Source organism: Xanthomonas sp. DAR33341, from assembly GCF_003992815.1.
In the GTDB taxonomy this organism is placed as follows: Bacteria; Pseudomonadota; Gammaproteobacteria; order Xanthomonadales; family Xanthomonadaceae; genus Xanthomonas; species Xanthomonas cissicola.
Map to the genome: position 1 here is coordinate 124,188 of NZ_QEYV01000030.1, position 23,842 is coordinate 148,029.

Annotated in this window: 17 protein-coding genes; 6 read left to right on the plus strand and 11 right to left on the minus strand. The window is 65.7% G+C overall.

The window, feature by feature from the left end; translation table 11 throughout:
• The first annotated feature begins 108 nt into the window (after positions 1-108).
• On the plus strand, positions 109-2,211 hold the full coding sequence (locus EO156_RS15255) for a M13-type metalloendopeptidase (RefSeq protein WP_016849450.1): 2,103 nt from the start codon (positions 109-111) through the stop codon (positions 2,209-2,211).
• A gap of 225 nt (positions 2,212-2,436) precedes the next feature.
• A complete protein-coding gene (locus tag EO156_RS15260) occupies positions 2,437-3,999 on the plus strand; it encodes a phospholipase D family protein (RefSeq protein ID WP_005913235.1) in 1,563 nt (520 codons plus the stop codon).
• A gap of 252 nt (positions 4,000-4,251) precedes the next feature.
• Here the strand turns inward: EO156_RS15260 and EO156_RS15265 are convergent, their stop codons facing one another.
• The 10 genes from EO156_RS15265 to rlmJ all read right to left on the minus strand — a co-directional run bounded on the left by EO156_RS15265 (position 4,252) and on the right by rlmJ (position 18,793).
• Positions 4,252-5,379: a chemotaxis response regulator protein-glutamate methylesterase gene (locus tag EO156_RS15265; protein WP_016849449.1), complete on the minus strand. Its 1,128-nt coding sequence runs from the start codon at positions 5,377-5,379 to the stop codon at positions 4,252-4,254.
• On the minus strand, positions 5,376-6,182 hold the full coding sequence (locus tag EO156_RS15270; RefSeq protein ID WP_003488107.1) for a protein-glutamate O-methyltransferase CheR: 807 nt from the start codon (positions 6,180-6,182) through the stop codon (positions 5,376-5,378). The genes EO156_RS15265 and EO156_RS15270 overlap by 4 nt, the downstream gene beginning before the upstream one ends.
• A gap of 4 nt (positions 6,183-6,186) precedes the next feature.
• Entirely contained in the window at positions 6,187-7,470 is a 1,284-nt protein-coding gene (locus EO156_RS15275) for an EAL domain-containing response regulator (RefSeq protein ID WP_016849448.1), read from the minus strand.
• A 26-nt stretch (positions 7,471-7,496) separates the two neighbouring features.
• The gene (locus tag EO156_RS15280; RefSeq protein ID WP_016849447.1) at positions 7,497-8,012 is read right to left on the minus strand and encodes a chemotaxis protein CheW; all 516 of its coding nucleotides are present in this window, start codon (positions 8,010-8,012) and stop codon (positions 7,497-7,499) included.
• Between the two features lie 10 nt (positions 8,013-8,022).
• On the minus strand, positions 8,023-10,179 hold the full coding sequence (locus tag EO156_RS15285) for a methyl-accepting chemotaxis protein (protein ID WP_005913226.1): 2,157 nt from the start codon (positions 10,177-10,179) through the stop codon (positions 8,023-8,025).
• A gap of 66 nt (positions 10,180-10,245) precedes the next feature.
• Positions 10,246-12,249, minus strand: a complete 2,004-nt coding sequence (locus EO156_RS15290) for a chemotaxis protein CheA (protein WP_016849446.1) — start codon at positions 12,247-12,249, stop codon at positions 10,246-10,248.
• 18 nt (positions 12,250-12,267) lie between these two features.
• The gene (locus EO156_RS15295) at positions 12,268-12,597 is read right to left on the minus strand and encodes an STAS domain-containing protein (RefSeq protein ID WP_003488096.1); all 330 of its coding nucleotides are present in this window, start codon (positions 12,595-12,597) and stop codon (positions 12,268-12,270) included.
• 470 nt (positions 12,598-13,067) lie between these two features.
• Complete coding sequence (gene mfd, locus EO156_RS15300) at positions 13,068-16,532, minus strand: transcription-repair coupling factor (protein ID WP_016849445.1); 3,465 nt, start codon at positions 16,530-16,532, stop codon at positions 13,068-13,070.
• Positions 16,533-16,950: 418 nt separating this feature from the next.
• Positions 16,951-17,493, minus strand: a complete 543-nt coding sequence (locus EO156_RS15310; protein WP_003488532.1) for a GNAT family N-acetyltransferase — start codon at positions 17,491-17,493, stop codon at positions 16,951-16,953.
• A gap of 391 nt (positions 17,494-17,884) precedes the next feature.
• On the minus strand, positions 17,885-18,793 hold the full coding sequence (rlmJ, locus tag EO156_RS15315) for a 23S rRNA (adenine(2030)-N(6))-methyltransferase RlmJ (RefSeq protein WP_022558908.1): 909 nt from the start codon (positions 18,791-18,793) through the stop codon (positions 17,885-17,887).
• A 179-nt stretch (positions 18,794-18,972) separates the two neighbouring features.
• Here rlmJ and creB point away from each other — a divergent pair, with 179 nt between their 5' ends.
• Both creB and creC read left to right on the plus strand, forming a co-directional pair.
• Positions 18,973-19,677: a two-component system response regulator CreB gene (gene creB / locus EO156_RS15320; RefSeq protein WP_170828813.1), complete on the plus strand. Its 705-nt coding sequence runs from the start codon at positions 18,973-18,975 to the stop codon at positions 19,675-19,677.
• A gap of 48 nt (positions 19,678-19,725) precedes the next feature.
• Complete coding sequence (gene creC / locus EO156_RS15325; RefSeq protein WP_016849233.1) at positions 19,726-21,174, plus strand: two-component system sensor histidine kinase CreC; 1,449 nt, start codon at positions 19,726-19,728, stop codon at positions 21,172-21,174.
• A gap of 112 nt (positions 21,175-21,286) precedes the next feature.
• Here creC and EO156_RS15330 read toward each other — a convergent pair whose 3' ends face one another.
• On the minus strand, positions 21,287-22,099 hold the full coding sequence (locus tag EO156_RS15330) for a C1 family peptidase (protein ID WP_029829246.1): 813 nt from the start codon (positions 22,097-22,099) through the stop codon (positions 21,287-21,289).
• On the opposite strand from EO156_RS15330, the gene EO156_RS15335 reads away from it, so the two are divergent.
• Entirely contained in the window at positions 22,098-22,424 is a 327-nt protein-coding gene (locus EO156_RS15335) for a hypothetical protein (protein ID WP_003488542.1), read from the plus strand. The genes EO156_RS15330 and EO156_RS15335 overlap by 2 nt on opposite strands.
• A 94-nt stretch (positions 22,425-22,518) precedes the next feature.
• A complete protein-coding gene (gene creD, locus EO156_RS15340) occupies positions 22,519-23,838 on the plus strand; it encodes a cell envelope integrity protein CreD (protein WP_005919283.1) in 1,320 nt (439 codons plus the stop codon).
• Positions 23,839-23,842 lie beyond the last annotated feature (4 nt).

A 23,842-nucleotide genomic window follows, 5' to 3' on the forward strand; every position in this document is an offset into this window, starting at 1 on the left:
ACTGACGAAGAGGCAAGCGCCTGCGCTGCGCGGTTCTTCGCCAGCGCTTGCCGACCGGATGTCGACTTTTTTCGATCGCGCCTGCGCGGTCATGCCCTGGAGAATTCAATGAAGTTGCGCAAGTTAGCTCCGCTATCGCTCGCAGTCGCCATCGTGGTCGCGCTGTCTGCGTGCGGCGCCTCCGATGACGCCGCCAAGGTGGCGCCTGCCGCGCCGCAGGCGGTACCGACCAAGGTGGATGTGTCCAAGCTCGATGCGCCGATCGTGGCATTCAGCAGCAGCGATCTGGACCCGAGCATCGCTGCGTGTCAGGACCTCAACGGGTTCGTCAACGCCAAGTGGCTCAAGGCCAACCCGGTGCCGTCCGATCGCACCAGCTGGGGCAGCTTTGAGGTGCTGGCCGAGCGCTCGCTGACCATCCAGCACGCGCTGGTGGAGCAACTGGCGCGCGGCAGCCTGTCGGCCGGTTCGGTGGATGCCAAGCTCGCCGACCTGTGGCGGACCGGCTCGGATGAAGCGGCGATCGACAAAGCCGGCATTACGCCGTTGCAGCCGCAGTTGAAGGACATCGATGCATTGACCGATGCGCCAGCCATCGCCGCCTGGTTGCGCAACAGTTATGCGCAAGGCCAGGGCTTGGTGTTTTCGTTCGGTGCCAATGCCGACTACAAGAATTCCGAGCAGATGATCGCCTACGCAGGGCAGGGCGGTCTGGGCTTGCCCGAAAAGGGCTATTACACCGATCCGGCGCAGGCAAAGATCCGCGAGCAGTACGTGGCCTACATCGCGCGGATGCTGGAGCTGTCGGGCATCCCGGCGCCGCAGGCAGCCGCCCAGGCCAAGGCGGTAATGGCGTTCGAGACGCGCCTGGCCAATGCGTCGTTGTCGCGGATCGAACTGCGCGACCCGGCCAAGCGCTACAACCCGGTCGATGTGGCCGGCGCCAACGCCATCACGCCGCACTTCGACTGGAAGGCGTTCTTCGCGGCGCTCGAGGTGCCGGCCGGCACCTTCTCGCTGAGCCAGCCGGGCTATTTCGCCGAGCTCGATGCGATGCTGGCCGATACGCCGGTCGATACCTGGAAGGCGTATCTGCGTTTCCATACGGTGGACGAAGCGGCGCCGTACCTGGCCAAGCCGTTCGAGCAGGCCAATTTCGATTTCTACGCCAAGACCCTGCGCGGCCAGCAGGACATGCTGCCGCGCTGGAAGCGCACCTTGAATGCGGTCAACGAGGCGATGGGCGAGGCCTTGGGGCAGCTATACGTGCAATCCGCATTTCCGGCCGAATCGAAGGAGCAGATGCAGCAACTGGTGCAGAACCTGTCGGCGGCGCTCAAGGCCCGGCTGGAAAAGCTCGACTGGATGAGCGCGGAAACCAAACAGCGCGCATTGGAAAAATGGGCCAGCTTCACTCCCAAGATCGGTTACCCGGACCAGTGGCGCGATTGGTCGGGCCTTCAGACGCGTGGCGACGGCTTTCTTGCCAACATGCAGGCCGCACAGGCATTCAATTACCGCTACATGCTGGACAAGATCGGCAAGCCGGTCGACAAGCGCGAGTGGCACATGACCCCGCAGACGGTGAATGCGTACTACAACGCCACGCGTAACGAGATCGTGTTTCCGGCCGCGATCCTGCAGCCGCCGTTCTTCGACCCCAAGGCCGATCCGGCCTTGAACTACGGTGGCATCGGTGCGGTGATCGGGCACGAAATGATGCACGGCTACGACGATTCCGGCAGCCAGTTCGATGCCAAGGGCAATTTCGACAGCTGGTGGACCGATGCAGACCGCAAGCTGTTCACCGAGCGCACCGACCAGCTGGTGGCCCAGTTCGATGGCTATGAAGCGATCAAGGGTGTGCACGTCAAAGGCAAGCTGACGCTGGGCGAGAATATCGGCGATCTGGGCGGCCTGACCGTGGCGTACGATGCCCTGCAAATGGCATTGCAGGAGCAGCCGGCCGCCAACAAGCAGATCGATGGCGATTCGCAGGACCAGCGGTTCTTCATGAACTGGGCCACGGTCTGGCGCCGCAACTTCACCGACGGCGAATTGCGCGTGCGCCTGAACACCGACCCGCACGCACCGGCGAATTTCCGCGCCAACGGTGCGCCGTCGAACATGCCGGCGTTTGCGCAGGCTTTCCAGTGCAAGCCCGGCGATGCGATGGTACGTGGCGACAAGGAGCGGGTGACCATCTGGTAAGCGCCGTGGGCGCGCGCTGGTGCTTCGCCAGCTCGCGCGCCACACCGCCGATGACGGCGTAAACCACCACCTTCGCCGTGTGCGGCACGCGGTGCTGCAAGTCCTTGTGTCCACGACACCCGTCTGGTGCTTGTGGGAATTGTCGAGGTTGCTTGTGGCGGCGTCTGCACACCGGTCTGCCCGCGTGGGCTCTACACTGCCGCGCTGCGCATCGCGGAATCGGCAGTGACAAAGCGGAAATTTTTCAAATGGTTCGGCGTTGCGCTGCTGGTACTGGTGCTGGCCAGTGCGTTATCGCTGTACGGCTACGGGCGCTTTGCCGACCGCCAACGCGGGCCGGTCAGTCACGTGCTGCCTGCCACGGCGGTCGCGACGCCCATCGACAAGGTGGTGGCGCCATTGCAACAGGCGCATGCCGATCAGACCGGGATGGTGATCCTGCCGGACAACGTCGATGCGTTTGCGGTACGTGCGCTCACCGCGCGTGCGGCCGGGCGCAGCCTGGATCTGCAGTACTACATCTGGCACGCCGATTTCACCGGCAACCTGCTGCACAACGAGTTGCTGCGCGCGGCCGATCGCGGCGTACGCGTGCGGTTGCTGCTGGACGACATGAATATCCATGGCAGCGATTCGGTGCTGGCCGCCCTGGATAGCCATCCGCTGATCGAGATTCGCCTGTTCAACCCGACCCGCGCGCGCGAAGGCACCTTGATGCGCGGCGTGGAGATGGTGCTGCGCATGTTCAGCATCAACCGCCGCATGCACAACAAGGCCTGGATTGCCGATGGCCGCATCGCGGTGGTGGGTGGGCGCAACGTGGGCGACGAGTATTTCGATGCGGCGCGCGACACCAATTTCATGGATATGGATGCGGCGCTGATGGGGCCGGCGGTGGGCCAGGCCGAGCAGGTATTCGATGCGTACTGGAATAGCCCCAATGCCTTGCCGCTGTCTGCACTGGTCACCGCAAAACCGCAGGCGCTGGAGGCCTTGCGTGGCAGCCTGGACGCCGGCATGGCATCGGTGCGCGCGCATCCGTATGTGGAGCGGCTCAAGCGCTCCCCAAGCGTGCGCGAACTGATGCAGGGCGACCGCCCGGTGCACTGGGTGTCGCAGGCGCGCATCGTTTCCGACCCGCCGGAAAAAGCCGAAGGTGCGCCGCCGCAAGCCGATTGGATGACGCCAGTGCTGATCGGCGAAATGGCGCACGCACAGCGCGAGCTGAAAGTGATTTCGCCGTATTTCGTGCCGGGCGACGAGGGCATGCGCTGGATCGGCCATCTGCGCCAGCGCAACGTGCGCGTGAGCATTCTGACCAATTCGCTGGCAGCCAACGACGTGGTGGCAGTGCACAGCGGCTACGCCGGCTATCGCGTGCCGCTTCTGCAGCTGGGCGTGCGCCTGCATGAGCTCAAGCCGATGGGCAAGCCGGACGGCAGCCTGTTCGGTTCCAGCGGTGCCAGCTTGCATACCAAGGCGTTTGTCGTGGACGACAGCAGCGGTTTCATCGGCTCGTTCAACCTGGACCCGCGTTCGATGAACCTCAATACCGAAATGGGCCTGTTGTTCAACGACCGTGTGGTCACCGCGGAGCTGGAGCGGCTGTACAACCACAAGGTCAGTGCGCCAGTGAGTTACCGCGTCACCCTGGACCGGGGCGAACTGCGTTGGCACGACGATGCCGCGCAGCCGCCCGAGGTGTGGTCGCGCGAGCCGGCCGCGAGCGTGTGGCGACGTGGTGCAGCAGCGGTGATGGGCTGGTTGCCGCTGGAGTCGCAGCTGTAGGTCTGCTCAGGGTGTTGCCCTCATCCGCCCTTCGGGCACCTTCTCCCGCGGGCGGGAGAAGGGAATGTGGCGGTCTTTCGTGGACGGGAGAAATGCGCGTCGATCCTGCGCAGGCGCAGTGGTTGCGTTGGAACAGGCGCAGGGTTGTGTCCAGCAGATGCACAGGCTCTGTCGAGCAGTGCAGTGGGTCTGTCGCGAAGAAGACGCGGGTTCTGTCAGTACGTTCAGCGCGCGACGTGGACGTCTGTCGCGTTATTGCAGCTGCGTCACGATCTCGCGCGCCATCGCGCCCAGCGGCAGGATACGGTCCGCGCCGCCGCGCTTGATCGCTTCCTTGGGCATGCCGAACACGATGCTGGTGTGTTCGTCCTGCGCCACCGTGCGTGCGCCGGCCTGGCGCATTTCCAGCAGGCCGGCGGCACCATCGTCGCCCATGCCGGTCATGATGATGCCCAGCGCATTGCTGCCGGCCGCGCGCGCGGCCGAGCGGAACAGTACGTCGACCGACGGGCGATGCCGGTTGACCGGTGGGCCTTCCAGCACTTCGACGAAATACTGCGCGCCGCTGCGACGCAGCAGCAGATGTTTGCCGCCGGGTGCGATCAATGCGCGGCCCGGCATCACGCGGTCGTTGTTGGCGGCTTCCTTGACGGCGATCTGGCACAGGCCGTTCAGACGTGCGGCGAAGGCAGCGGTGAATTTCTCCGGCATGTGCTGCACGATCACGATGCCCGGGCAGACGCGCGGCAGCGCGGTGAGCACTTCTTCCAGGGCCTGGGTGCCGCCGGTGGAGGTGCCGATGGCGACGATGCGTTCGGTGGTCTGCGCCAGCGCACGCCCGCTTTGCGCCGGCAGGATGACATCGGCGGTGTGCTTGACCTCCGCTTCCAGCGGCGCGGCAGTCACGCGCGCGGCCAGCCGCTTGACGTTGGCGCGCGCGGCGCTGCGCACGGTCGCCACCAGTTCGTCGGCAGAGTCGGTGAGAAATTGCTTCAGACCCAGGCGGGGTTTGGTCACCACCGCCACCGCGCCGGCGGCCAGCGCATCCATGGTGACGCGCGCGCCTTTTTCGGTGAGCGTGGAGCAGATCACCACCGGCGTGGGCCGCTCGCTCATGATCTTGCGCAGAAAGGTGATGCCGTCCATGCGCGGCATTTCCACGTCGAGCACGATCACATCCGGCCAGTGCTGGCGCATTTTTTTGATCGCCAGCAGCGGGTCGGCGGCAGTAGCGATGACGTCGATGCCGGGCGCGTCGTTGAGCACGCCCACCAGCACCTGGCGCACCACTGCCGAATCGTCGACCACCATGGCCTTGATGGGAGCGGGGTTGGCGGCGGGGCGATGGAGCGCTGTCGACACGTTGAATCCTTGGGTCATGCCTTGCGGAAGATCGAGGGTGCCACCTGGACCAGATCGATGTCGAGTTCGCTCAGGCTTTCCGAATGGCCGATGCAGAAATGCCCGCCGGACTTGAGGTTGGACAGCACGCGCAGGATCACTTCGCGCTTGGTCTGGCCGTTGAAATAGATCATCACATTGCGCAGGAAAATCGCATCGAAGCTGCCCAGTGCCGGCAACGCGGCATTGAGATTGGCGTGCACGAACTGCACGCGCTCGCGCAGCCGCCGTTCCACCAGCAAGGTGCCGTCGTACTCGCCCTGGCCACGCAGGCAATAGCGTTTGAGATAGGCCTGCGGGATGCCGTCGATACGTTGCAGCGCGTAGTGGCCGGTGCGTGCCTTGGCCAGCACGCGGGTGCTGATGTCGCTGCCGACTACTTCGAACGGGCGGCCCTGCAAGGTGTCGTCCAGCACCATGGCCATGCTGTAGGCTTCTTCGCCGCTGGAACTGGCCGCGCTCCAGCAACGGAACGGCAGCCCGCCACGGTGCTCGCCGGCCAGCTTGCGCAGCAGCTCGAAATGCTTGGGCTCGCGGAAGAAATAGGTTTCGTTGGTGGTGAGCAGGTCGATTGCGGTCTGGATTTCCCTGCGGTCCTGGCGGCTTTCCAACAGCTGCAGGTACTGCGTATAGGTACTGAACTGATGTTCGCGCAGACGCTTGCCCAGGCGGCCGCACAGCATCGCCTTCTTGCCGGAGGAAATGGTGATGCCGGCCGCTTCGAAGATGAAGCGCTGGAAGCGGCCGAACTCCTGTTCGGTGATGGCGGTGGCGGTGCTCATCGGCTCAGGCCACGTCCGCATCGCTGTGGAACGTGTTGTCGCTCAGGCGTGCGATACGCACGGCGTGTTCGCGCCACCACTCCGACAGCATCGGCCCGGGCATCGGCGATGCCATCAGATAGCCTTGTGCCAGATCGCAGCCAAGTTCGCGCAGCAGCCGCCAGTCGTCGGGCGTTTCCACGCCTTCCGCCACGGCAGTGAGCTCGAGCCGGTGCGCCAGTTCCAGCGTGGATTCGAGCACGGTGCGCTGGCTGCGGCTGCGATGCGCCGCATGCACGAAGCTGCGGTCCAGCTTGAGTTCGGTGAAGGGAATGCTGGCCAGGCGCTGCAGCGAGGAGAAGCCGGTGCCGTAGTCGTCGATGGACAGGCCGAACCCGTGCAGGCGCAAACGCGCCAGCATGCTCAGCGCATTGGCCGGCTCCACGATGGCGCTTTCGGTGAGCTCCAGTACCAGATCGGCCGGGCTTAGGCCGTTCTCGCCCAGCTTGGTGCATAGCTCTTCGAGGAAATGGTCCTCGCCCAGCAGCCGGGGCGAAAGGTTCAGGGCCAGGCTCAGGTCGAAGCCTTCGGCGCGCCAGTCCACCAATTGCGCGATGGCCTTGTCGATGACCTGCTGCGTCAACGCGTGGATCAAGCCTTCGCGTTCGGCCAGCGGAATGAAACGGTCCGGGCCGATCATGTCGCCTTGCGGGCGGCGCCAACGCGCGAGCGCTTCCACGCCACGCAGGCGGCCGTCCTTCAGATCGAGCTTGGGTTGGTAGGCCACGCGGATCTCGCCGCGGCGCATGGCGCGATCCAGCCGCGAGGCGGCGGCGCCACCGCTGGACATCAGCGGCGAAATCGCCACCGGCGCGAACGCCGGTGCGTCGGCGGCCGGCTCCGGTTCGCACTCCAGTACGGTGGCCAGATCCTGCAGGTTCATCGGCTTTTCGATGCCGCCGAGCACGCGCACGCCGGCGCTGCGGCTGAGTTGCATCACCGCATCGATCAAGGCACCGCCGCGTTGCGAGACCACCACTACCGGCACGCTGTATTTGCCGCGCGCCAGGGCGTCGAGCAACTGGACGCCGTCCATGCCCGGCATTTCCAGATCCACCAGCAGCAACGATGGCGCCTGGGCGCGCGTCAGCCACTCCAGGGCCGCGTTTCCGTCGACGGCACCGTCGACCACGCTTGCGCCGAGCTGGCGACATAGCGCCATGGCGTGTTCGCGCTGGACCACGCTGTCGTCCACGACCAGGACCGGGCCGGCCAGCGTGCAGTTGCAGGAGAGAAGGGCGGGGCGCATGGGAGTCCTTGAGTGCATGCGTGAGGTCAGGCTGCCAGCTCGTCGGCTGGCAGCTGGGCGAGCGTGTCGTTGCCCAGCACGGCATCGGCATCGAGCAGGATCACGAAGCGCTCGCCGATCTTGCCCATGGCGTGGATGAAGTCGCGCGCGATGCCGGCGCCGAAGCTGGGCGTGTCGACGATGTCGGAGGGCGCGATTTCCAGCACTTCGCTGACCGCATCCACCAAGAGCCCAAGCACCTGATGCAGCTCGCCATGCGCGATCTCCACGATCACGATGCAGCTGCGCTTGGTGATCGCGCTGGCGGTGCGGCCAAAGCGTTGCTGCAGATCCACCACCGGCACCACCGCGCCACGCAGATTGATCACCCCGCGCAGCGCCGGCGGCATCATCGGCACATCGGTCGGCACGCGGTATTCGATGATTTCCTTGATGCCCAGGATGCCCAGGCCGAACATCTCCCGGCCCAGCAGAAAGGTCAGGTATTGCTGCGGTGCCGTCGATGACGGCATCTGGTGGTTGGTTGCGGGGCGCGCTTGCATCGTCGGCTCCTCAGAAGCTGGCGAATTGCGATTCGTCGATCGCATCGGCGGTGGCGGCCACCGCACTGATCTGGCGCACATTGGTGCGTCGCGGCGGCGCGCTGCTCACGATGGCAGGCGCATGCGCTGCGATCCTGCGCGGTCCCTGCCTGCTGCTGCCCGACACGGCGCCGCGGCCGCCGTTGCCCAGCCGGAAGAAGCCCATCAGCTGCTGCAGCTGTTCGGCCTGTGCGCTCATCTCTTCCGAGGTGGCGGCCAGTTCTTCGGCATTGGCGGCGGCCGATTGGGTGGTCTGGTTCAACTGGCCCACGGCGGTATTGATCTGGCTGACGCCGGCGGTCTGTTCTTCGGAAGCGGCGGCGATTTCCTGCACCAGGTCGGAGGTGCGGCGGATCGAAGGCACCATCTCGCCAAGTACGCGGCCGGCGCTTTCGGCCAGTTCCACGCTGGATTCGGCCACTTCGCCGATTTCCTGCGCAGCGATCTGGCTGCGTTCGGCCAGCTTGCGCACTTCGGCGGCCACCACCGCAAAGCCCTTGCCGTGTTCGCCGGCGCGCGCGGCTTCGATGGCGGCATTGAGCGCCAGCAGGTTGGTCTGATAGGCGATGTCGTCGATGATGCCGATCTTCTTGGCGATCTCCTTCATCGCCACCACGGTGGCGCGCACGGTGTCGCCGCCGTCGGCCGCTTCGCTGGCCGCCTTGGCCGCCATGCTGTCGGTGACGCGCGCGTTTTCGGTGTTCTGTGCGATGGAGGCGGTCATCTGCTCCAGCGAGGCGCTGGTTTCTTCCACACCGGCCGCCTGTTCGCTGGCGGCCTGGGCCAGCGCCTGCGCGGTGGCGCTGACCTCTTCCGAGGCACTGGCCAGGTTTTCGGCGTTGCGGTTGACCTCATCGACGATCTCGGTCAGGCGGCTCATGGTGGTGTTGACATAGCGCTGCATGTCGGCGAATGCGCCTTCGTAACGGCCTTCCACGGTGTGGGTGAGGTCGCCTTCGGCCATCGCGCCCATGACCTGGATCACTTCGGAAATGCTGCGCAGATTGCCGCGCGCGCGCTCCACGGTGTCGTTGATGAAGGCCTTCTTGCCCGGCAGCTGCGCCAGCGGTGCATCGAAGTTGCCGCGGCCGAATTCGGCCACCACGCCCATCGCCAGTTTCTTGACCGCGATATGCGCGCCCACCATCTGGTTGATGCCCAGCGCCATGCTGCGGAAATCGCCATCGAAGCGGCTGCTGTCGATGACCACGTCGATATCGCCGGCTTCATGTTCGGCCGACATGTGGTTGATCTCGGCGATCAGGCCGGTGAGGTTGCCGCGGACCTGTTCGATGGTGTCGTTGATGAAGCGCTTCTTGCCCGGCAGCAACGGCAGCTGTGCGGTGAAGTTGCCGCGGCCGAATTCGCTGACGCAGGCGATGGCCTGCTTCTTGACCGCGATATGGCTGGCCACCATCGCGTTGATGCCCTCGGCCATGCGACGGAAATCGCCGGTGAAGCGCTGGGTGTCGATGACCACGTCGATATCGCCGGCATCGTGCTCGGCCGACATGCGGTTGACCTCGGCGACCATACCGGTGAGGTTGCCGCGGATCTGGTCGACGATCTCGTTGATGAAGGCCTTCTTGCCCGGCAACCGTTCCAGTTCGGCGGAAAAATTGCCGCGACCGAACTCGGCCACGCACGCCATCGCCTGTTTTTTCACCGCGATATGGCTGGCCACCATGCGGTTGATGCCATCGCCCATGGTGCGGAAATCGCCATCGAAGCGCGCCACATCGATGCGCGCGTCGATCTCGCCGGCATCGTGTTCGCGCGAAACGCGGTTGATTTCCTCGTTGACGTGGCGGATGCCGCTCTGCACCTTGCGCAGCCCGCGCAGGACATCGCTGGCCTGGTCGTCGCGCCCTTGCGGCAGCGCCACGTCGAAGTTGCCGCGCGAGAACGCGTCCAGCGTGGTGGTGGCCATCTCCAGCGACGCGCTGGCGATACGGATTGCCCAGACCAGCAAGGCGCCGCTGATCGATGCTGCAACGATACTGGTGCCCAGTAAGGCTGCGTGCGAGAGCGTCAGCGCAACCCCGGCGACGACCACGACGACGGGCAGGGCGACGGCAAGCGCGGCGGTGAACCACAACTGCGTAGCGATCGGGAGACGGTGTGACATGACGGTGGCTTCCTGGGGTCAGGTAACGACAAACGATGGTTCGGACCGGAGCGATGGCGCGGGCGTTCAGGCCGCCAGCGCGTCCTGGTTGGGATGCAACTGCTGAATCAGGCTGGGCACATCCAGAATCAGTGCGACATCGCCGCTTCCGAGAATGCTCGAGCCGCTGATGCCTTTGACCTGCGCGAACACCTTGGACAGCGGCTTGATCACCGTCTGCCATTCGCCGAGCAGGGTGTCCACCACCAGGCCGAAGCGCTGCGCGCCCTGTCGGATCACCACGATGCTTTCGCGCGCCGGCGTCTTGCCGCCCAGCGCGAACAGTTCGCGCAGGCGCACGTACGGCAACACGCTGCCGCGCAGGTCGATGTAATCGCTGGCGTAGTCGGGGGTGAACTCAACGCACTCTTCGACCACATCCAGCGGCACCACGAAGACCGATTTGCCCACTCCCACCTGGAAGCCGTTGATGATCGCCAGCGTCAGCGGCAGGCGCACCGAGATGGTGGTGCCCACGCCGGCGGCGCTGTCGATCTCGACCGTGCCGCGCAGTGCGGTGATGTTGCGCTTGACCACGTCCATGCCCACGCCGCGTCCGGACAGATTGGTGACCTTTTCCGCAGTGGAAAAACCCGGTTCGAAGATCATCGCGAATACGTCGCGGTCGCTGAGTTGGCGGCCGGGTTCGATCAGGCCGCGTTCGAGTGCCTTGGCCAGGATGCGGTCGCGGTTCAAGCCGCCGCCGTCGTCGGTGATCTGGATGACGATGCTGCCGGAGTCGTGATATGCGTTGAGCCCGACGGTGCCGCGCGCAGGCTTGCCGCGCGCCACGCGCACGTCCGCCGGCTCGATGCCGTGGTCCATCGCATTGCGCACAAGGTGCGTGAGCGGGTCGCCGATCTTTTCCACCACCGACTTGTCCAGTTCGGTGTCTTCGCCGGCTACCACCAGCGCGATGTCCTTGCCGAGTTCGCGGGCCACATCGTGCACCACGCGCTGGAAGCGGCTGAAGGTGCCGCCGATCTTGACCATGCGTAGCTGCAGCGCACTTTCGCGCACGTCTTCGACCAGGCCAGCCAGGATCGAGGCCGATTCCAGCAGCTGCGCATCGCCGGTGCGTTGCGCATTGGCGTTGGTGCTGGAGACGGCAATGATGAGTTCGCCGACCAGATCGATCATGCGATCGAGCTTGTCGGCATCCACGCGGATGGAACGCGCATCGGCGTTGCGCGCTGCAGCGTCTGGCGCGGCGCGGCCTGGCGCCGAGGCGGCGCTGGGTACTGCAGCAAGCGGCGGCGCGGAGCTGGCTGCCGTCTCGGCGGTGAGCAGGTCAGCGGCATCGGATGGCGCCGGAACCGACACGATCTCCAGATCGCAATCTTCGCGGACGAATTCGAACACCTCTTCGATGGCGGCGCGGTCGGCATCGCTGCGCAGCAGGATCTGGAAGCCCAGGTAATTGGCTTCCGGATCCAGGTCGTCGAATGCCGGCAGTTGGCTGATATCGGTGTTGATCGATTCGACCGAGCCCAGGCTGCGCAGGTTGCGAATCAGCTTGAGCGGCGAATTGCCGAAGCGCAGTGCGTCGGCAAACAGTTTCAGGGTAATGCGCCAGTAACCGCTCTGCTTTTCCGGTGCGCCTTGGGCAACGGCGGCCGCAGTGACGCCGCAGGCGCTGCGTTGCAGATACGTCTGCAGTTGCGCCAGCAGCGGCTCGGCTTCGGCGGCCAGCGCGACCGGGTCGGCGTGGCTCGGGTCTGCGGCGGTTTCCACCAGGGCATGGATATGGTCGCAGCACACCAGCAGCAGCCCGATCAGGTCCGAGCTCAAGCTCAGCGCTTCGTCGCGTACCAGATCCAGCACGCTTTCCACCACATGGGTGAAGCCGACCAGCTGCGGCAGATCGAACAGGCCACCGGAGCCCTTGATGGTGTGCGCGGCGCGGAAGATGGCATTGACCGCATCTGGCGAGGATTCGCCGCGCTCGGCCTCGAGCAGATGACGTTCCATGTCTTCGAGCAGGTCCCGGCCCTCGGCCAGGAAGGTCTGCATCAGCTGGTTCATGTCCATGCGCGCGTCGCCAGTCCGTTAGTGAATTCGTTCGCCCAGGCCTGCAACCGCATGCGGGTACAGGGCCTCGAGCAGGCCGAGCAGCTCGATGACATCGACCACCGCACGGCTGGAATCGGTCAGCGAAAACGGGCGGCCATCGGCCTGGATCGCCTGCTTGGTGGCCAGCAACAATTGCAGACCGGTGGTATCGATCTCGCTGACGGCGGCCAAGTCCAGATGCAATCCACCCGGATGCAGCAAGGCCGGCTGCAGCAACGGCTTGAGCTCGGCCGCGCGACGAATGGTCATCTCGCCCTCCAGGGCAAGGGTCAGCGGCGCGGGTAGATCGGACAGTGGCGTGTTCATTGGTGCCTCAAGCGGTGCGATGGCGCACGGGTGCGTGCCATGGCCTGGGAAGGTCGCGACCGCCTGGACGGGTGTGAGCAGCGCCGCACACGGGCCATGCCGGTCTATGCAGGTATCGGCGCCTTACGGAAATATTTAGGCAAAATTCAGTGCGATGACGGATTTGCGAAACCCGTCACCGACTGTGGATTAATTGCTCAGCTTTGTCGGAAGCTGGCTCAGGGGGAATGTTCAGCCCTGTCCCGTTGGACAGTTGGCTCCGGCCCTGCACGGCGTGGCGGGTGCGGTCCCGGCTTGCTCGCGCTCGTAAACCACCGGTGGGCTCTCTGTCTGCGCCGCACGCGCGGGGCTGGCTGCGGTAGTGATGACGGGCAAGCGCGATCGAGCAGGGGATTGCTCGCCTGCGTGGTCGCTCTTCGCATGCGATGGTCGCGCTCGGTGTGGTCGCCGCTTACCGGCGCGGTAGTGCTTCAGCCCGGCGACAACGCCGCCAACAGGCCGCGTGCCGCATTGAAACGGTCGGCGCCTTCGGGCATCGGCAGCTTGATGCGCAGTTTGTCCGGGCCGTCCATCGTGTAGATCTTCGGCTGTTTCTGGATCATCTGGATGATGGTCATCGGGTCGATCGCCGGCTTGGCCTCGAACACCAGCCGCCCGCCGTTTTCGCCCAGATCCAGCTTGCGCACGCCCAACGCGTTGGCCTGCAGCTTGAGCTCGGCAATGGCGAACAGATGCTTGACCGGGTCCGGCAGCAGGCCGAAGCGGTCGATCATCTCCACCTGCAGTTCGCGTAGCGCATCGGGGTCGCGTGCGCTGGAAATGCGCTTGTACAAAGTCAGGCGCGTATGCACGTCGGGCAGATAATCCTCGGGAATCAGCGAGGCCACATGCAACTCGACGTCGGCGCCGCGCACTTCTTCGCCGGCGTCCAGGTCGGGCAGCTTGCCCTGGCGGATGCTGCGCACTGCGCGCTCGAGCAGTTCGGTATACAGGCTGAAACCGACCTCGGCCATCTGGCCGCTCTGGTCTTCGCCCAGCAATTCGCCGGCGCCGCGGATTTCCAGATCGTGCGTGGCCAGGGTGAAGCCGGCGCCGAGCTCGTCCATCGAGGCGATCGCTTCCAGGCGCTTTTCTGCATCGGAGGTCATTGAGCGCCGGTCAGGCACCACCAGGTACGCGTAGGCGCGGTGATGCGAGCGACCCACGCGGCCGCGCAACTGATGCAGCTGCGCCAGGCCAAAGCGGTCGGCGCGGTTGATGATGATGGTGTTGGCATTGGGAATGTCGATGCCCGATTCGATGATCGTGGTCGACAGCAAGACATTGAAGCGCTGCTTCTGGAAATCCAGCATCACCCGTTCCAGCTCGCGCTCGGGCATCTGCCCATGCGCGATGCCGATGCGCGCTTCCGGCACCAGCTCGGACAGATCACGCTGCATGCGCACGATGCTTTCCACATCGTTATGCAGGAAATATAGCTGACCACCGCGACTGAGTTCGCGCTGGAAGGCCTCGCGCAGCAGTGTGTTGTCCCACGCGGTAATGAAGGTCTGCACCGCCAGGCGGTTCGGCGGCGGGGTCGCGATGATCGACAGATCGCGCAGGCCTGCCATGGCCATGTTGAGCGTGCGCGGGATCGGTGTGGCGGTGAGCGTGAGCAGATGCACGTTGGCACGCATCGCCTTGAGCGCTTCTTTCTGCCGCACGCCGAAGCGTTGTTCTTCGTCGACGACCACCAGCCCGAGATCCTTGAACTTCACGTCCGGCTGCAACAACCGGTGCGTGCCGATGATCACGTCGATGTCGCCGCTGGCGACCTTTTCCAGTTCTGCCTTGATTTCCTTGGTGCTCTTGAAGCGCGAAAGCACTTCGACCTTCATCGGGTAATCGGCGAACCGGTCGCGGAAATTGCGGTAATGCTGTTCGGCCAGCAACGTGGTCGGCACCAGCACGGCGACCTGCTTGCCGGCGCTGGCGGCGGCGAAGGCGGCGCGCACCGCAACCTCGGTCTTGCCGAAACCGACGTCGCCGCACACCACACGGTCCATCGGTTGGCTGCTGCCCAGATCGCGCAGCGTCGCATCGATGGCGGCAAGCTGGTCGCCGGTTTCTTCGAACGGAAATCCGGCCGCGAACGGCTCGTACATCGCCCGGTCCACCTGCAACGCCAGACCCGCGCGCGCGCGTCGGCGCGCCTGGATTTCCAGCAATTCGGCGGCGACGTCGCGGACCTTTTCGGCCGCCTTGCGCTTGGCCTTGGTCCATTGCTCGCCGCCCAGTGAGTGCAGCGGCGCGGTCTCGGCCGAGGCGCCGGAATACCGGCTGATCAGGTGCAGCTGCGCCACCGGCACATACAGCCGGTCGCCCTTGGCGTATTCGATTTCCAGGAATTCGCCGGGCATGCCGCCGGCATCGAGCACGATCAGGCCGCGGTAGCGGCCGACGCCGTGGTCCTCGTGCACGATCGGTGCGCCTTCGGACAGCTCGCCCAGATCGCGGATGATCGCTTCCGGCTCGCGTCCGACCCGGCGCGCGCGGCGCGGCTGGTTGGCCCGTTCCGGGAACAGCTGGCGTTCGGTCAGCAGCGCAATCTGCGGCTGATCCAGTGCAAAGCCGTCTTCCAGCGGCGCCACGGTAATGCCGAACCGCAGCGTCCCGGCCAGGAACGCCGGCACATCGGCGACCAGCTCCGGCTTCAACTGCGCGGCGGCCAGCACTTCCATCAAGGCTTCGCGGCGGCCGGCCGAATCGGCAGCGACCAGCACGCGGCCCGGGTAATGGCTCAGGAACGATGCGAGCGCCTGACCGGCGGGAGCGTCTTTGGCAGCCACCGGCAGCGGCGGCAACGGTTGGTCGCCGAGCGGAGCGGCCTCGTCGATGCGCGCATGATCGCTGGCCCACACTTCGATACGCGCCAGCTTGTTGAGCCGCTCGCGCAGCGCATCCGGCGATTGGTACAGCTCGTCCGGCGGCAGCAGCGGGCGTTCCACATCGTGGCGGCGCTGTTCGTAGCGGTTCTGCGCCTGGGTCCAGAATGCGTCGGCGGCATTGGACACGCCAGTGGCGATCACCGGCAGTACCCGCTTGTCCAGATAATCGAACAGCGTTGCGGTCTTGGCGAAGAACATCGGCAGGTAATACTCGATGCCCGACGGCGCCAGCCCGGATTTCAGGTCCTGGTACAGCGCGCTGCGCCGGGTATCCACGTCGAAGCGTTCGCGCAGGCAGGCCAGCACGCGCTCGATGCTGGCATCGTCCATCGGTACTTCGCGGCCAGGCAGCATCTTGACCGCGTCCACCTTGTCCAGCGAACGCTGCGATTCCGGGTCGAACACGCGGATCGAATCGATATCCTCATCCAGCAGCTCGACGCGCAATGGCGTGTCCGCGCCCATCGGGAACACGTCGAGCAGGCCGCCGCGGACGGCAAAGTCGCCCGGGTCCATCACCTGCGGGACATTGCGGTAGCCGGCGCTTTCCAGGCGGCGTTTTTCCGCATCCAGATCCAGCCGCTGGCCAACGGTGAGATCGAAACTGCCGCCGACGATGTAGCTCAGCGGAGCCAGCTGCTGCAGCAAGGTCTGCACCGGCACGATCACCACGCCGCGGGTCAGGCCGGGCAGGCGGTGCAGGGCGGCCAGACGCTGGCTGATGATTTCGGGGTGCGGGCTGAACTGGTCGTAGGGCAGGGTTTCCCAATCGGGAAACGGCACCACCGGCAGCGCCGAGTGTTCGCCGAGCAAGGCATGCAGGTCGGCTTCGATCTGGTGCGCGCTCTGGTTATCGCGGGCGATCACCAGCAGCGGGCCGGCATGCGCCTCGGCTGCCCGCGCAATCGACCATGCCAGCGCAGTCGGTGAGGATGGCGCGCGCCAGTAGGCGCGGAGCTGGCCGGACTTGGGCAGCGGCGGAGAGGGGAAGGTAGGCGACGGCATCAGCCGGCGATTTTATCAGAGCCCCTGCCGTGGCCGGTCCATCTGGCGTGAAAGGCGGTGGGCGTGCGCAGGAAGGTGTTCCGTGGTTGACCGTAACGTAAGCCGTGCGGCGTCTAGAAAATCAAAAGCCGCGTTGATCGAGTGCGCGATGCCCTCACCGCTTGCGGGACACGCCGTGAATCCATCCATGGAGGCGCGATGGCGGCATCCAGGCCGCCAACGGTCCCGCAATCGGTGAGGACGCCGCACTACTTAAGGGCGCTGGCGGCCAAGGAGAGCGGCATTGCACCTACGAAGACTTACTTGCACCGACTCCTGCGATGGCGAGTGGGCAAGGACCGCAGCAAACAACCAGCCAAACCGCTTTTACGAATCCCAAATCCCAAATCCCGAATCCCGAATCCCGAATCCCGGCAACTCAAGCATCCAGCTCCAACACCATCCGCACCAGTTCCGGCGACTCCGGATGCGCCTGCGGCTTGAAGCCCAGCGATTCTGCCAACTGCAGCATCGGCACATTGCTTTGCAGCACATCGCCGAACAGGCAATCCAGGTACTTGCGCCGCGCCCACTTGACCAGCTTGCGCATCAGCTGCCGTCCCAGCCCCTGGCCGGCGACGAAGCTGCTGACCAGGATGGTGTATTCGGCCTGGCGGGTGCCCGGTACCAGCGCGGCGCGCGCGACCGCGCCGACCAGCGCTTCGCCGGGCGGCAGTTGCTCGGCGGCGACCAGCACGATCTCGCTCTTGGGATTGGGATGGGTCAGGCGCTGCACCATCTCCGGGGTGATTTCGGTAGAGGAGCGCACAAAGCGCGCGCGAATTTCCTCCGGTCCCAACAGGCTGAAAGCTCCCTGCAGCGGCGGACCATCCTCGGGACGGATCGGGCGAAGCAGAAGGGTGCGGCCATTGGGCAGGCTGAAGTTTTCATGCCAGGGAGGCATGCGATTGCGAATGGCCATGACCGGTGTTCCTTAAAGATCGGAAGATTCTGGCACCAGCCCGGCGCGCAACCGTGAATGAATCCGGTGTGCCGCCGGGAGCCGACAGGGAGGTGGCAGTGCTTCCCACACCACTGTAACGAGCGGAGCCGTGAGCCGGTCGTGAGCGTGATGTGGCGCGCACTGTGGCAGCCGAGTGCAAGCAGCTGGGCCGCCGGAAGGCCTTCGTCACCCGGCCCGGCTTCCTGAGACATGCGTATCCGGTGCAGCGCCCGCTTGTCTGCGCTGCGCCGAAGGTGCTCGCGACAACTGCTATGTCGCCGACGCGGCCCGCGCGGCCCTGGCCATTGCAGCGGTGCAACGACAACGCCGGCCTACGCGCCACGATGGGGAGGTGCACACCTCTGCCGGCTCAGCCGTCCTGGCGCAGCCACTCCAGCCGGGTCGAGGCGCCGGGCTCGCCGAGATGCTGCTTGAGCACCGGCAACGCCGGCGCCAGCACCTGGTCGAACTGCCAGGGCGCGTTGACGATCAGCAGCCCGCTGCCGGTCAGGCGCAGCGGCGAGTCGTCCGGGCGCACCTGCAGCTCGGCGACCAGCACCGACTTGGCCGGCAGCGCGGCGGCCTTGCGCATGAACGGCTGCAGGCTGCGGCGCAGCTTGATCGGGTACCACACCATGCAGATCGCCTGCGGCCAGCGCGCCAGCGCCTCGCGCACGCTGTGGATGATCTGCGGGTATTCGGCGTCCTGCGATTCGTAGGGCGGGTCGATCAGCACCAGCCCGCGGCCGATCTTGGTTTCGCCAGCCCGCGGCGGCAGGAAGGCGCGGATTGCCGCGTAGCCGTCGCCGGCGTGCACGCGTACCCGGCTGTCCCTGGCGAACAGGGCCTTGAGCGCCTCGGCTTCGTCGGTCTGCAGTTCGCAAAATGCCATGCGGTCCTGCTCGCGCAGCGCTTGCGCAGCCAGCAGCGGCGAGCCGGGGTAGTAGTTGAGCTGGATGCCGGCGGTGGGGCGGGTGGGCTTCTGGCCGGGCGTGGCGTGGCGGGCCGCGGACTGATTGTCGGCCTGCACTGCGCGCAGATAGCGCTCGACCACCTCGGGCAAGCTGGCTTCTGCCATCAGCCGCATCACGCCGGCATCGGCCTCGTTGGTCTTGCGGCTCTCTTCGCCACCGAGTTGGTAGCGGCCGCGCCCGGCGTGCGTGTCGAGCACGAAGAACGGGGTGTCCTTGCGCTTGAGGGTGTCGATCAGGGCAAGCAGGGCGATGTGCTTGAGCACGTCGGCATGGTTGCCGGCATGGAAGGCGTGGCGATAGTTCATCGCGGCAGTGTAGAGGCTGCGGCGCGATTTGTTGCTGCCCATTCCGGGCGACGCGGCGCAAGCGCACGGTGGCCGCATCCAGATGCTGCGCGATGCCGCGAGCAGCGCTGGGTGTGCGTCACGTCGTGCCACGCCGTGCGTGGACCACCTCGTCCTGCAGGCGGTGCCCGCATGCCGGTATGCTGCGCGGCATGTCAGAGTCTGCCGCCCGCGTGCTCGTCGTCGAAGACGAAGCCGCCATTGCCGATACCGTGCTCTACGCACTACGCAGCGAAGGCTACGCGCCTGAGCATTGCCTGCTGGGCCGCGATGCGCTGACGCGTCTGCGCGCCGATCCGGCCGATGTGGTGGTCCTCGACGTGGGCCTGCCGGACATCAACGGGTTCGAGGTGTGCCGCACGTTGCGCGGTTTCAGCGAGGTGCCGGTGATCTTCCTGACCGCGCGCAACGACGAGATCGACCGCGTGCTTGGCCTGGAGCTCGGCGCCGACGATTACATGGCCAAGCCGTTCTCGCCGCGCGAGCTGGTGGCGCGCGTGCGTGCGCGCCTGCGCCGACGCCATGCGGGCGCGGCGGCCGAATCGGGCTGGCAGCCGCACGGCGCGTTTGCGATCGACCGCGAGGGCAGCCGCATCCGCTACGGCGAGACCCTGCTGCCGCTGACACGCTACGAATACGCATTGCTGGCAGCGTTGCTGCAGCGCCCTGGTGCGATCCTGAGCCGTGCGCAGCTGATGGACCGCGGCTGGGACGCCAGCGCCGACAGTGCCGACCGCACCGTCGACACCCACATCAAGACGCTGCGCGGCAAGCTGCGCCTGGCCGGCGTGCCGGTCGACCCGATCCGCACCCACCGTGGCCTTGGCTACGCGCTGGAAGTGTAGGCATGCGCCGGCACTTCCTTGGTGAACTGAGCGAGGCCGCGGGCTGACATGCGGCTTGGTCTCAAACTGTTTCTGGGCTTCTTCCTGATCGTGGGCCTGGCCGCGTTCTTCGTGATGCGCGTGTTCGTCAACGAGGTCAAGCCGGGGGTGCGCCAGGCGATGGAATCCACGCTGGTGGATGCGGCCAATGTGCTGGCAGAAGTCGCCAGTAGCGAGTTGGCTGCCGGCACGCTTGCCGATGGCCGCTTCGCGCGCAACGTGGCCAGGGCCCAGCAGCGCGACCCCAAGGCATGGGTATGGCGCTTTCGCAAGAACACGGTGGATTACCGCGTGACCGTCACCGACGCGCGCGGCGTGGTGGTGTTCGATTCGCTGGGCCGCGACGTGGGCCGCGACAACTCGCGCTGGAACGATGTCTACCGCACGTTGCGCGGCGAATATGGCGCGCGTTCCAGCCCGGAGATCGATGGCGACCCCGCCGCCACGGTGATGCATGTGGCCGCGCCGATCTACGCACCGGATGACCCCGGGCAACTGATCGGCGTGCTGACCCTGGCACAGCCCAATCGCAGCATCGACCCGTTTATCGAGGCCAGCCAGCGCAACATCCTGCAGCGCGGCGCCTGGTTGATCGGCATTTCAGCGTTGATCGGCATCTTGATGACCTGGTGGTTGATGCGTGGCATCGGCCGGCTCAATCGCTATGCGCAGGCGGTGAGCGCCGGCATCCCGGTACCGCCGCCCGAACCGCGTGGCGACGAGATCGGCGATCTGGGCCAGGCGCTGGAGAGCATGCGCCGCAAGCTGGAAGGCAAGGCGTATGTAGAGCAGTACGTGCAGTCGCTGACGCACGAGATGAAAAGCCCGCTGGCGGCGATTCGCGGTGCCTCGGAGTTGTTGGCCGAGCCACTGCCGGAGGCCGACCGCCAGCATTTCGTTGCCACCATCCGCGCGCAGGAGCGCCGGCTCACCGAAACCATCGACAAGCTGCTGGCACTGGCCGAGGTGGAGCAGCACGGCTGGCTGCAGAAGCGCGAGCGCGTCGGTATCGATGGGCTGCTACAGGCTGCGGCGGACGCAGTGGCGCTGCGTGCCGCGGCGGCGGGCGTCACCGTGGAGGTGGATGCGGGGCCTGGCGCGTCAGGCGGTCACCACGTACTTGGCGATGGTTTTCTGCTGCGACAGGCACTGATCAATCTGCTCGAAAACGCCATCGCGTTTTCGCCGCAAAACAGCCATGTGCGCCTGCATGCGCGGCTGCACGATGGACATTGGGAATTGGCGGTCGAAGACCGTGGCAGCGGCGTGCCCGATTACGCGCTCGAGCGCGTCTTCGAGCGGTTCTATTCGCTGGCACGCCCGCAGACCGGCCAGCGCAGCTCCGGTCTTGGGTTGCCGTTCGTGCGCGAGGTCGCGCGCCTGCATGGCGGGGACGTGACGCTGGGCAATCGCCACGGTGGCGGTGCGCGTGCGGTGTTGCGCCTGCCGATCGGCTGAGTTGCCGCGGTGGCTGGCGCCTGTGGCAGCCCTGCGTTCAAGGCTGCGGCATGTGCGCCAGAGCACATGCCGCGCCTGCGTCACGCAGCGTACGGCGCGTGGCCGCGCTGTCCTAGTACACCACGTCGGCCCCGATCACATCCTTGGCGACCACCGACCAGGACAGTTTGCCGAAGCCTTTGTTGCCCCATGCGGTGCCCCAGCTGTTTTCCACGATCAGTCCTTCGCTGTCGTAGCCCAGCGCGATCACGGCATGCCCACCCAGAATTGGCGTCTTGACGTCGTAATCGACCTGATTCTTGGCTGTCAGGTCTTCAAAGCCCTGGCGCACATAGAAGCCGATCGCCACCGGCGTGGAAGAGGCAAGGGCGAGCTTGATCTGTTGGATCAGGGCGCTTCCCCCATTCCCCCGGCCCGAATACAGCACGGTGTAATGGCGATACGGCGTCGGGTTCCTGGCAGCGTTGGCCTTGTCGGCGGTAGTGGGTTGGTGTTTCCAGTCGTAGTTGCCCCACGAATAGTGCTGCTCGGTGTCGATGCCCTGCGCAAGCGCGATCTCCAGCGGCGCTTCCAGGGTGGAGCCTTCATCCACGCCGCCGTTGACCTGGCTGTATAGGTACATCGGGGCAAAGCGCGTCTGGGCCTGTTTGTTGGCGTTGGCATACCAACCGGTCAAGGTGTGAGCGGCCGCCCATGACGCGCATGCTCCGATCTGGCCCTGGTCGCCCGGCGTGATCGCCCATGCAGTCAGGTCGACACTGGCAGGCAGCGGTGTGCTAACGCTTGCGGTACCGAACAACGGGGTGACCGGCTGCATTAACGACGAAGGCTTCAGGCCCATGCCGTGCACTGCCGCCTGCGCGGTGGCAGCGGTCAGGCTCAGGGCGGCGAGCAGGCAAAGGGCGAGCGAACGGTGCGTGTTCATGGAAGACAGCTCCAGGCAAGAGAGGAATGCAGTCGTGCGCAGTGACCAAACCACTGCCGAATCGGCATGCAGCCATGACAGCGCCGAAGCAGCGCATGCGGCTGAAGACCTCATCGAAGAACAGCGAACTGGAAGCGGCGATCAGATAAAAGGAGGGATTCGGGGCTGCGCACCTGCCCATGCATCGTTACGCGTGAAGGCGACGCGTGCGGCGGCAAGGCGAAGTGCTGCCGATCAAACGGAAGCCTGTTTTGGGCACGGGTTGCACTTTGGAGAGTTGAAAACCGTATTTCGTCAATGCGTCACAGTGGCGGTCGTCGAATAACCGGGTCGCGCACTTCACCTTCGCTTCAAATTCGCCTCAAACCTGCGACACCGGCGCAGCGCACCCTGGCCACCTCCCAAGATGAGGATGGCCGATGAAATCCCTGAAACTGTTATTGCGGTTCGCCACCATCGGTGGGCTGATCCTGCTGTTGCTGATTCCGCTGCTCCTGATCCGTGGCGCGGTGCAGGACCGCGCGCGCTACCGCGACGAGGCGGTGGAGCGGGTGGCGCAGAGCAAGGCTGGCGAGCAGCAGTTCATCGCGCCGGTGCGGGTACTGCCGTATACCGAAGACGTGCAGGTCACCGAGCCGGACGAGCAGGGCAACCAGCGCAAGGTCTGGCGCAAGCGCGAAGGGACGCTGCTGCAAACGCCGCGTCGCCTGAAACTCAGCGGCGAAATGGTGCCCTCGGTGCGCGAGGTGGGCTTGTACCGGGTGCAGGTGTATTCCTGGAAAGCCACCTTGCATGCCGAATACGACTCCTTCGACTACGCGGCTGCGCCGACCCGTGCGTATGGCCAGCCGTACCTGGCAATCGGTATGTCCGACGTGCGCGGGTTGGTGGGCACGCCGCGCTTGCAGGTCGATGGCCGCACGTTGGCGCTGGAGAGCGGTGCAGGCGCACTGGCCGACCGTTCGGCGGGCATCCATGCCCAACTGGGCCCGCTGGCCGACCCGGTCGCCGGCCGGCTGCAGGACGGCAACGTGGTGGACATGCAGTTCGTGCTGGACGGCACGCGCCGGCTGGCCATCGCGCCGATCGCCGACAACAACGAGATCGCCCTGCGCTCGGCCTGGCAACACCCGTCCTTCGGCGGCCGCTTCCTGCCGAATGCGCCGAGCATCGGACCGACGGGCTTCGATGCGAGTTGGTCGCTGTCGTCGCTGGCCACCGGTGCGCAGACGCAGTTGCAGTCCAGCCATGCGGCGCTGGACACGCTGGAAGTGCGCCTGGTCGACCCGGTGGACGTGTATACCCAGGCCGACCGCGCCAGCAAGTACGGCATCCTGTTCGTGGTGCTGACCTTCGTGGCCTTCGTGCTGTTCGAGTTGATCAAGCGCCTGCCGATCCACCCCTTGCAGTACCTGTTGGTGGGCCTGGCGCTGGCGATCTTCTTCCTGCTGCTGCTCAGCCTTTCCGAACACATCGCGTTCTGGCAGGCCTATCTGGTGTCGGCGGCGGCGTGTATCGGCCTGCAGTTCTTCTATCTGTCCGGCGTGTTGCGCAGTTGGATCCGTGCGGCTGGCTTTTCGGTGATGCTCACCGCTTTGTACGCGGTGCTCTACAGCCTGTTGATCTCCGAGGACAACGCGCTGCTGATGGGATCGTTGCTGCTGTTCGGCATCCTGGCCAGCATCATGTGGGTCACCCGCAAGCTCGATTGGTACGAGCTTGGCAACAGCCTGCGCTGAGGCC